Consider the following 9,458-nt stretch of genomic DNA (forward strand, 5'->3'; position numbering starts at 1 on the left):
GTGGTCGTAGGTGGTCAGTGATCGTTTGCTGGTCAGGCCGGTGTTCCAGTTGTGCCAGATGGCGGTGGCCATGGCGAGCAGGCGTTGGGCGATGCGGGTGAACACCCCTGCGGGGGTGCGTCCGCCGTGTGCTTCGAGGTCGAGTTGGCCTTTGAGGGTCTGGTTGACCGATTCGATGCGTTGGCGGATGCCGCCGAGGTTGCCGTTGCGGTAGGTCTCGTCCTTGCGGTCGGGGCGCAGCAGGTCAAGCCCCATGGCTTCGGTCGGGTTCTTGAAGGCTTTCCCGGCGAATCCTTTGTCCGCCAGCAGGATTTGGCCTTCGCGGATGAGGTGGTGGTCGCGTTCGAGCAGGGCGGCGAGGACTTCGCGTTCGCCGAGTTTCGGGGTGGCCAGGCACCACATGATCGGCATCCCGTCGCCGGCGCAGACGAGGTAGAGCTTGAGGCCCCAGTACCACCGGGAGTGTGACGCGCAGTAGCCGTAGCCGGCGTGTCCGGCCAGGTCGGAGCGTTTCACCGTTTCCCGGGACATGCCGCAGGGCACGGGGGTGGCGTCGGTGATCCACAGGTCGTCGAACCACGACGGGCAGCACGCGGCCAGGGTCATGATCGCCTTGCACAGCAATGGTTGCGCTGTTTTCAGGCGTTTGTGGTAGCCGGACTGGGTGAGCATCGCGGGGAACATCTCCCGCCATGCGGGGTTGGTCCGGATGTGGCGGATCCAGCGGCGTTCACTGTGGTGACGTTGCAGCACCTGGGCCACGGCCAGGGTGATCAGCTCACTGTCGGTCAACACTGGTCGGCGGCCACGCCCGGTGCGGGGCGGCACGACATGGTCATCGATGAGCACGTAGAGTGCGGTCAGGAGGGTGTTCAGTTCTTTCGTCACACATTGATCTTGAACACCCTCCTCCCACGCGGTGACACCGACCCGCCTCACACCACCTTCACGGAATCACTCATCTAGGTGATGACGCGCCTGGCTTGCCGCCCGGTCGCGACCAGCGCGCCCGACGCGGTCCACACCTCGCTCGCGTCCACGCACCACCCCGCCCCGGCGTGTTCGGTCCGGATGCGCAGCAGCGACCACCCGGTGGCGTCGAAGTCCGCCGCGGCGTCGGTGAAGTGCGCCGACAGCTCCACCGTCGGCACCGGGACCGGCTCGGTCCGGGTGGCGTAGAGCCCGGGGGCCAGGGCGTCGAGCAGCACTACGGCCGCCGACTCCGGCCGCTTCGGCGGCTCGTGCACCCGTGCCCACGCCACGAGTTCCGGCTCCGAGCCGCCGCCCAGCGGCAGTGCGCCCACCGGTCGGATGTCCAGGTGCGCGGCGAACGGCACGAGGTGCGCGGGGAACTCCACCGCCGCCGCCACCTCGGCGGGCGGGACCTCGGGCGGGGTGGGCGCGGGGCTGCTCGGTCCGGGGGTCGCCGCGCCGAAGGTGGCTGTGCCGAGCACTGAGACGCGGTCGTCCGCGGTGAGCTGCGCGGTCACGACCGAGGCGGTGCGGCCCGCCTTGACCAGGGTCGTCCCCACCTGGACCGTGGGCGCGCGCACGGCCGTGAGGAAGGTGAGGTGCAGTGCCCGCACGGGCGTGCCCGGGACCTGGCGGCCCGCGTGGTCGAGCACCAGGCCGCCCAGCATGCCGCCGTGGGCGCCGGTCCACGAGCGCCAGCTCTGCGCGATCGAAGCGATCTCCTGCACGTGGACCCCTTTGGTAGTTCAAAGCAACCGACTCGGAGTCTAGCCGCCGCATTCTGCGGTTGACACACCTGCTGAGCTGGGTATTCTGAGCGCAATCGAACAAGTGTTCAGCCGCCTTCCCCGCGGCCGAGGCGTTCCAGCACGCCAGGATCGGGGGGAGGTGGCTCGCGTGCGTGCGCTCCCCTCGCGGGTCGGGTCGCTGGCGTCGCTCGCCGCGCCCGAGGTCGTGCCGGTGCGCGGCGACCTCGCCGCGCTGTTCCCCTGGGGCGGGCTGCGGCGGGGGAGCACCGTGGCGGTGCGGGGCTCGGTGGCGCTGTTGCTCGCGCTGCTCGTCGAGGTGACCGAGGGCGGCGGGTGGGTCGCGCTGGTCGGGGTGCCGCAGGTCGGGTTGCTGGCCGCGGCCGAGATGGGCGTGCGGGTCGAGCGGGTCGTGGTGGTGCCCAGCCCCGGCGCGGAGTTCGCGTCCACTGTGGCCGCTCTGCTCGACGGGGTCGACGTCGTCGCGGTCTCCGGGGCGCGGGTCGTGGACTCGTTGGCGCGCAAGCTCTCCGCTCGCGCGCGTGGTCGGGGGGCCGTGCTGTTGTCGTTCGGCGCGTGGCCGGGGGCGGAGGTGGAACTCGCGCGCGAGGGCGACCGGTGGTGGGGGTTGGGGGTCGGGCATGGCCGGCTGCGCGGGCGGGTCACGGGGGTGGTCGCGCGGGGGCGCGGGGCGGCCGCGCGGCCGAGGCGGTGTGACGTCGTCCTCCAAGGCGAATCCGAGCCGGGGCGCTTGACGTTCGACATGATCGAACATACGTTCGAATCCAACGTCGGGGGAGTCGAACGGGGGAGCACCTCATGACCAGGTTGTTCGTGGTCTGGTGCCCCGACTGGCCGGTCGTCGCCGCGGGGGCCGCCGCCGGGCTGCCGCTGGACGCGCCCGCCGCCGTCGTCGCCGCCAACCGGGTCGTCGCGGTCAACGCGGCGGCGCGGGCCGAGGGGGTCGGCGCGGGCATGCGCCGCCGCGAGTCGCAGGGGCGCTGCCCCGACCTGGCCGTGCTGCCCGCCGACCCCGACCGCGACGCCCGGCACTTCGAGCGGGTCGCCGCGGCCGTGGAGCGGCTCGCGCCCGGCGTCGAGGTCGTGCGGCCCGGCGTCGTCGCCGTCGCGGCCAAGGGGCCCGCCGCCTACTTCGCCACCGAGGCCGCCGTCGCGGAGAAGCTGATCGACCAGGTCGCCGCGCACGCCGACGCCGAGTGCCTGGTGGGCGCGGCGGACGGGCTGTTCGCCGCGACCCTGGCCGCCCAGCGCGGCCTGGTCGTGCCCGCGGGCCGGAGCGCGGAGTTCCTGTCCCCGCTCGGCGTGCGCGAGCTGCTGCCCGAGCACGCCGAGCTGGTCGACCTGCTGCGCAGGCTCGGGCTGCACACCCTGGGCGCGTTCGGCGCGCTGCCGGAAGGCGCCGTCGCCTCCCGCTTCGGTGTCCGCGCCGTGCTGGCCCACCGGCTCGCCCGCGGCCTGGAGCAGCGCCCGCCCGCGCGCCGGGCCGTCCCGGACGACCTGGTCGCCACCCACCGCCCGGACACCCCCGTCGAGCGGGTCGACGCGGTCGCCTTCGCCGCCCGCGGCCTGGCCGAGCGGCTGCACGAGGCCCTCGCCGGGCACGGCCTGGCCTGCACCCGGCTGGCCATCGCCGCCACCACCGAGCGCGGCGAGGTGCTGCGCCGGGTCTGGCGCTGCGCCGACCCGCTGACCCCCGCGGGCATCGCCGACCGGGTCCGCTGGCAGCTCGACGGCTGGCTGCGCGGCCCCGACCGGCCTTCGGCGGGCATCACCGAGCTGCGCCTGGAACCCGAGGAGGTCGTCGACGGCCCGGCGCTGCAACTGGGGCTGTGGCAGGGCGGCCAGGACGAGAGGGCGCTGCGCGCGGGCCGGGCGATGGTCCACGTCCAGGGCCTGCTCGGCCCCGGAGCCGTGCTCACCCCGGTGCCCTCTGGCGGGCGCGGCCCGGCCGAGCGGATCACCCTCGTGCCCTGGGGCGACGAGCGCGCCCCCGCCGCGCCGCCCGACCGCCCCTGGCCGGGCAGCCTGCCCGCGCCGTCGCCGTCGGTCATCCCGCCCGCCCCGGTGGCCGCCGAGGTGCTCGCCGACGACGGCCGCCCGGTCGGGGTCAGCGGCCGGTTCGCCCTCACCGCCACACCCGCCGCCGTCGCGGTGGCGGGCGGCCCGGCGCGCGCGGTCGTGGGCTGGGCCGGGCCGTGGGCGGCCGATGAGACCTGGTGGCACCCGCCAGCCGCGCGCCGCCGGGCCCGGCTGCAGGTGCTGCTCGCGCCGGACGAGCACGAGCCGGCGGCGTACCTGCTGGTGCGCGAGGACAGGAAGTGGTCTGTGGAAGGGATGTACGACTGATGCACGACGACGACAACGCCCTCGCCCTCGAGTGGTTCGACCTGGTCGACCTCGCCGCGCTCATCCCCGAGCAGCGGCGCGCGCCGGAGCAGGAGTCCCTCCCGCCGGAGCTGTGAGTGGGCTGGGCCAACCCGCCGGTGCGCTGGTCGGAGCTGGAGCGCATCCTCTCCGGCCGCGCCCCGGAGGTCGGCGACGGCGGCGACAGCCCCGCGTGGACCCGCAAGCGGGAGCGCTACACCGCACCAGCGGGCGGCAGCCCGCTGGGCGCCACCGACCAGCCCGACGGCGACTCCCGGGTGCCCTACGCCGAGCTGCACTGCCACTCCAACTTCAGCTTCCTCGACGGCGCCAGCCACCCCGAGGAACTGGTGGAGGCCGCCGCGCTGCTGGGCCTGGACGCGCTGGCGATCACCGACCACGACGGCGTGCACGGGGTGGTCCGGTTCGCCGAGGCGGCCCGCGAGCTGGGCGTGCGCACGGTGTTCGGCAGCGAGCTGAGCCTGGGGCTGACCGCGCCGCAGAACGGGGTCGCCGACCCCGGGGGCGAGCACCTGCTGCTGCTCGCCGACGGGCCGGAGGGCTACCGCAGGCTGTGCCGGGTGCTGACCACCGGGCACCTCGACGGCCAGGTCAAGGGCAAACCCGCCTACGACCTGCGCGAGGTCGTGGAGGAGACCCGGGAGCACTGCGTCGTGCTCACCGGCTGCCGCAAGGGCGCGGTCCGGCGCGCGCTCGACCTCGGCGGCCCGGCCGCCGCGCACGCCGAGCTCAAGGCGCTGTCCGGCTGCTACGGCCCGGACCGGGTGTTCGTCGAGCTGGTCGACCACGGCCTGCCCACCGACAGCGAGCGCAACGACCTGCTCGCCGCGATGGCCGCCGACCTGGGCCTGCCGACGGTGGCCACCAACGCCGCGCACTTCGCCCAGCCCGCCAGGGGCAGGCTGGCCGCGGCGGTCGCCGCGGTGCGGGCCAGGCGCGGCCTCGACGACCTGGCCGGGTGGCTGCCGCCCGCCCCCACCGCGCACCTGCGGTCCGGGGCCGAGCAGCTCGCCCGGTTCGCCCGCTACCCCGGCGCGGTGCAGCGCGCCGCGGTGCTGGGCGTGCGGCTCTCGTTCGACCTGCGGCTCGTGGCGCCCGAGCTGCCGCCGTTCGACGTGCCGCCCGGCCACAGCGAGACCACCTACCTGCGCGAGCTGACCTACCGGGGCGCGGCGGCCAAGTACGGCTCAGCCGCGGAGAACCCGCGCGCCCACGCCCAGCTCGCGCACGAGCTGCGGGTCATCGAGGAGCTGGGGTTCCCCGGGTACTTCCTCATCGTCTGGGACATCGTGGAGTTCTGCCGCTCGTCGGGCATCTACTGCCAGGGGCGGGGGTCGGCGGCGAACTCGGCGGTCTGCTTCGCGCTCGGTGTGACCAAAGTGGACTCCGTGCGGTGGGAGCTGCTGTTCGAGCGGTTCCTGGCCCCGGCGCGCGACGGACCGCCGGACATCGACCTCGACATCGAGTCCGACCGGCGCGAGGAGGTCATCCAGTTCGTCTACGCCAAGCACGGCCGCCGCCACGCCGCCCAGGTGGCCAACGTGATCACCTACCGGGCCAAGTCGGCGGTGCGCGACATGGCCAAGGCGCTGGGGTACTCGCCGGGCCAGCAGGACGCGTGGAGCAAGCAGATCGACCGGTGGGGCCCGCTGCGCGGCACCGTGGCCGACAACCACCTCGACGTGCCGCCCGCCGTGCTGGAGCTCGCCGCGCAGCTCGAGGACTTTCCCCGCCACCTGGGCATCCACTCCGGCGGCATGGTCATCTGCGACCGCCCGGTCAGCGAGGTCTGCCCGGTCGAGCCCGCCCGGATGGCCGACCGCACGGTCCTGCAGTGGGACAAGGACGACTGCGCCGCCGTCGGCCTGGTCAAGTTCGACCTGCTCGGCCTGGGCATGCTCTCGGCCCTGCGCTACTCGGTGGAGCTGCTGGGCGAGCACCACGGCGTCGACCTCGACCTGGGCGAGCTGGACCTGGGGGACGCCCATGTCTACGACATGCTGTGCGCCGCCGACTCCATCGGCGTGTTCCAGGTGGAGAGCCGCGCCCAGATGGCCACCCTCCCGCGCCTGCGCCCCCGCGAGTTCTATGACCTGGTCGTCGAGGTGGCCCTCATCCGCCCCGGCCCCATCCAGGGCGGCTCGGTGCACCCCTACATCCGCCGCAAGAACGGCCTCGAAGAGGCCACAGTGGACCACCCCCTGCTGGAGAAGGCCCTGGCCAAGACCCTCGGCGTCCCGCTGTTCCAGGAACAGCTCATGCAGATCGCCGTGGACGTGGCCGACTTCACCCCCGCCGAGGCCGACGAACTCCGCCGAGCCATGGGAGCCAAGCGCTCCACCCAGCGCATGGAACGCCTCCGCGCCCGCTTCCTGGAGGGCGCCACGGCCAACGGCCTGCCCCCCGAGCTGGCCGACCGGGTGTACGAGAAGCTGCTGGCCTTCGCCAACTTCGGCTTCCCCGAGAGCCACGCCCTGAGCTTCGCCCTCCTGGTCTTCGCCAGCTCCTGGCTCAAGCTCTACTACCCCACGGCCTTCTGCGCGGCCCTCCTCCGGGCCCAGCCCATGGGCTTCTACTCCCCCCAGTCCCTGGTGGCCGACGCCCGCCGCCACGCGGTGGTGGTCCGGGGGCCGGACATCAACGCCAGCACCCCCCACGCCAACCTGGAACCCCTGGCGGCGCCCGCCCCCGCGGTGTCCCCCGCGGCCCCCTCGGCGAGGCACCGCCGTGATCGCGACGTCGCCCTGCGGATGGGGTTGGGGTCCGTGCGGTCGATCGGGCTCGCGGTGGCTGAGCGGATCGCCGAGGCGCGGCGGGCCGAGGGGCCGTACCGGGACCTGGGCGACCTCGTCCGGCGGGTGCCGCTCACCCGCCAGCAGATGGAGGCCCTCGCCACCGCGGGGGCGTTCGCCTCGCTGGGGATGACCCGGCGCGCGGCCCTGTGGGCGGCGGGGGCGGCGGCCGTCGACCGGCCCGAGCACCTGCCCGGCACCGCTGTCGGGGTCACGCCGCCGCCACTGCCCGGGATGGACGACGTCGAGGTCGCCGTGGCGGACGTCTGGGCCACCGGGCTGTCGCCGGACAGCTTCCCCACGCAGTTCGTCCGGGGGACGCTCATCCGCGCGGGCGCCATCACTGTCGCCGAGATGCTCAAGGCCGACGACGGCACGCGGGTTCTCATCGGTGGCGCCGTCACGCACCGCCAACGGCCGCAGACCGCGGGGGGCATCACCTTCCTCAACATCGAGGACGAGACCGGGCTGGCCAACGTCGTGTGCTCGCCGGGGCTGTGGATCCGCTACCGGCGCGTCGCCCGCACCAGCCACGCGCTGATCGTCCGGGGCACCATCCGATCCGCCGAGGGGGTCGTCACCCTCAACGCCGACCACCTCACGCCCCTCCCGCTGCGCATCCCAGCCAAATCCCGCGACTTCCGCTGACCTGGGGGCGTGGGAGGCTGGGTCCGTGGACACCGAGGACAGCGAGGACACCGCGGCCGTCGAGACGGGCGAGGACTACCGGGACGCCGACCTGCACGGGCAGGTGTGGGAGCAGCGGCACTTCGCCGGCTGCGACTTCACCGAGGCCGACCTGCGCGGCCTGGTGACCACGGGGTGCACGTTCACCGAGTGCGACTTCACCAGGGCCGACCTGGGCGAGTCGCGGCACTCGGCGACGGCGTTGCGGTCCTGCACGTTCGACCGGGCGACCCTGACCGACTCGGAGTTCACCGGCTGCTCGCTGATCGGCTCGACGTTCCTGGACTGCCGCTGGCTGCCGGTCCGCTTCACCGACTGCGACCTCACCCTGGTCAGCCTCACCTCGGCGGCGCTGCGCAAGACCGCCCTGTCCGGCCTGCGCCTGCGCGAGGCCAACCTCATGGACGCCGACCTGCGCGAGGTCGACCTCCGCGGCGCGGACCTCACCGGCGCCCGGCTGACCGGGGCCAACCTCGCGGGCGCCGACCTGCGCGGCACCCGCCTGGACGCCAACGGCCTGGTCCAGGCCACCCTGCGCGGCGCGCGGGTCGACCTGGACACCGCGGTCTCCTTCGCGGCGGCGCACGGCCTGGTCATCGGGTAGCCCTGACCGACAGACGACGGGAGCCCCGGTCCACTTCGGACCGGGGCTCCCGTCGTCGGTGCGTGCCTACGGGCGGGTGGGGGCCTCGCGCTCGTTGACCTCCACCAGGTGGCCGTTGTCGACCAACTCGGCGATCGAGCCCGCCAGCAGGTAGGCGGTGCCGCCGCCGGGCTGGTCGAACCACGGGATGGCCACGCCGGTGAGGGCGTCGGTCGGCTTGACCACCCGGTAGGCGCGGTAGGGCCTGCCCACCCAGTCGGGGACCAGCGAGCGGCGCTCGAAGGGGGTGCCCGCGGCGTAGGTGAGGTTGCCGCTGGGCTCGCCGTAGCGGTCGATCTCGGTGCCCGGGGTCAGTTGCAGCAGTTGCTTGCCGCGGAACAGGGTCAGCGGCGGCTCGCCCTGGCGGGGCTGGATCGGCCAGTCCTGCGGCCTGCGGGGCTGCGACGGGGCTGCCTGGGCGATGGCGGCGGTCGGCGCGGCCACCTGGGCGGAACCGCCGTCCGGGCGCCGCGACGGCGCTCGGCGGGGGGCCTCCGGGGCGAACTCGTCCCGCTCCCCGCCGACGAAGGGCTCCGGTCGACCCTGCTCGGGCACGAACTGCTCCTGCCCGGCGGCGAACTCCTCCTGCCGCTGCTCGGCGGCGAACTGCTCCTGCCGGGCCTGCTCGACCGACCGGCCGCGACCGGCGAACGCCTCGCGCCGCTCGCCGGGGCCGCCGAACACCTCGCCGTTCGGGGCGCTCGCGTAGGCCGCGCGCCCCGGCTGGTCCGCCTGGGAGTGCTGTGCGCCGAACGCCTCACGCCGCTGCTCGCCCGCGAGGTCGTCGCGCTCGTGCCCGGTCTCGCCGAAGCCGTTCCGGTCCGGCACGCCGCGGCCGCCGTTGGTGAAGACCTCCTGGCCCGCGCCCTCCTCGCGGACACCGGCCCCGAACGCCTCCTGGTCCGCGCCCGGTCGTCCCGCCTCGGCGAAGCCGTCGCGCCCGGGGACCTCACCGTGGCCGAACGCCGCGCGCCCCGGCGCCTCGTGGCCGCCCTCGTCATAAGGCGCCCGACCCGGGACCTCGTGCCCCGCGTCGCCGAAGCCACCGCGATCCGCGGCCTCGCGGTCCCCGTAGGCCTCTTGGCCCTGGTCCGGGTGGCTGTAGCCCTCGCGGTCTGCGGCCTCGCGGCCCCCGTAGACCTCTTGGTCCGGGGCGGTCTGGTCGTAGTGGTCGTGGTTCGCCGCGTCGCGGCCGCCGTAGGCCTCTTGGCC

General features: G+C 74.6%; 7 protein-coding genes. 4 read left to right on the plus strand and 3 right to left on the minus strand.

Going from position 1 to position 9,458, the window contains the following annotated elements:
* A partial coding sequence (locus tag GCL84_RS13185; RefSeq protein WP_156755756.1) for an IS982 family transposase occupies positions 1 to 888 on the minus strand: 888 nt, incomplete at its 3' end.
* A 74-nt stretch (positions 889 to 962) separates the two neighbouring features.
* A complete protein-coding gene (locus tag GCL84_RS13190; RefSeq protein ID WP_156755753.1) occupies positions 963 to 1,700 on the minus strand; it encodes a thioesterase family protein in 738 nt (245 codons plus the stop codon).
* A 169-nt stretch (positions 1,701 to 1,869) separates the two neighbouring features.
* Between GCL84_RS13190 and GCL84_RS13195 the strand changes: the two genes are divergently transcribed.
* From GCL84_RS13195 to GCL84_RS13210, 4 genes are all read left to right on the plus strand, one after another.
* A complete protein-coding gene (locus tag GCL84_RS13195) occupies positions 1,870 to 2,541 on the plus strand; it encodes a hypothetical protein (protein WP_197523211.1) in 672 nt (223 codons plus the stop codon).
* The gene (locus tag GCL84_RS13200; protein WP_197523212.1) at positions 2,538 to 4,085 is read left to right on the plus strand and encodes a DNA polymerase Y family protein; all 1,548 of its coding nucleotides are present in this window, start codon (positions 2,538 to 2,540) and stop codon (positions 4,083 to 4,085) included. Before GCL84_RS13195 ends, GCL84_RS13200 begins: the two co-directional genes overlap by 4 nt.
* A 116-nt stretch (positions 4,086 to 4,201) precedes the next feature.
* Positions 4,202 to 7,564, plus strand: coding sequence for an error-prone DNA polymerase (locus GCL84_RS13205; protein ID WP_156755754.1), 3,363 nt, complete (start codon positions 4,202 to 4,204; stop codon positions 7,562 to 7,564).
* A 25-nt stretch (positions 7,565 to 7,589) separates the two neighbouring features.
* Entirely contained in the window at positions 7,590 to 8,207 is a 618-nt protein-coding gene (locus tag GCL84_RS13210; protein WP_156755755.1) for a pentapeptide repeat-containing protein, read from the plus strand.
* Between the two features lie 66 nt (positions 8,208 to 8,273).
* On the opposite strand, the gene GCL84_RS29240 is transcribed toward GCL84_RS13210, so the two are convergent.
* Positions 8,274 to 9,458, minus strand: a 1,185-nt coding sequence (locus GCL84_RS29240; protein ID WP_197523213.1) for a TNT domain-containing protein, incomplete at its 5' end; no start/stop codon positions are given.

It is taken from the genome of Actinokineospora pegani (assembly GCF_009745975.1).
GTDB classification, from domain to species: Bacteria; Actinomycetota; Actinomycetes; order Mycobacteriales; family Pseudonocardiaceae; genus Actinokineospora; species Actinokineospora pegani.